Origin of the sequence: Streptomyces tateyamensis (assembly GCF_003205575.1) — a bacterium.
Taxonomy (GTDB): domain Bacteria; phylum Actinomycetota; class Actinomycetes; order Streptomycetales; family Streptomycetaceae; genus Kitasatospora; species Kitasatospora tateyamensis.
On sequence record NZ_PYBW01000225.1, the window covers coordinates 1 to 1,017 of the forward strand.

Below are 1,017 nucleotides of genomic sequence, written 5' to 3' on the forward strand. Positions count from 1 at the left end.
CGCCTCCTCGATCAGGGTCTCGACGATCTTCGACTCGGGCACCGTCTTGATCACCTCGCCCTTGACGAAGATCTGGCCCTTGCCGTTGCCCGACGCCACACCCAGATCCGCCTCACGGGCCTCGCCCGGACCGTTCACCACACACCCCATGACCGCCACCCGCAACGGCACGTCCATACCCTCCAGACCCGCCGTCACCTCCTCGGCCAACTTGTACACATCCACCTGCGCCCGCCCGCACGACGGACACGAGACGATCTCCAGACCACGCTGACGCAGGTTCAACGACTCCAGGATCTGGATCCCGACCTTGATCTCCTCCACCGGCGGCGCCGACAACGAGACCCGGATCGTGTCCCCGATCCCCTCCGCCAACAGCGCACCGAACGCCACCGCCGACTTGATCGTGCCCTGGAACGCCGGCCCCGCCTCCGTCACCCCAAGATGCAACGGGTAGTCGCACGCCGCCGCCAACTGCCGGTAGGCATTGATCATCACCACCGGGTCGTTGTGCTTGACCGAGATCTTGATGTCCCGGAAATCGTGCTCCTCGAACAGCGAGCACTCCCACAGCGCCGACTCCACCAGCGCCTCCGGAGTGGCCCTGCCGTACTTCTCCAGCAGCCGCTTGTCCAACGACCCCGCGTTCACCCCGATCCGGATCGGCACACCCGCGTCCTTGGCCGCCTTCGCGATCTCCCCGACCTTGTCGTCGAACGCCTTGATGTTGCCCGGGTTCACCCGCACCGCCGCACAGCCCGCGTCGATCGCGGCGAAGACGTACTTCGGCTGGAAGTGGATGTCGGCGATCACCGGGATCTGCGACTTCTTCGCGATCATCGGCAGCGCGTCCGCGTCGTCCTGGGACGGCACCGCCACCCGCACGATCTGACAGCCCGAAGCGGTCAGCTGCGCGACCTGCTGCAGCGTCGCGTTCACGTCCGAGGTGAGCGTGGTGGTCATCGACTGCACCGAGACCGGGGCATCGCCGCCGACCGGGACGTTGCCGCATATGAT

Annotated in this window: 1 protein-coding gene; it reads right to left on the bottom strand. The window is 66.5% G+C overall.

Annotated elements, in window-relative coordinates; all coding sequences use genetic code 11:
- On the bottom strand, positions 1–1,017 hold a 1,017-nt coding region (ispG, locus tag C7C46_RS32955; protein ID WP_110673586.1), incomplete at its 3' end, for a flavodoxin-dependent (E)-4-hydroxy-3-methylbut-2-enyl-diphosphate synthase.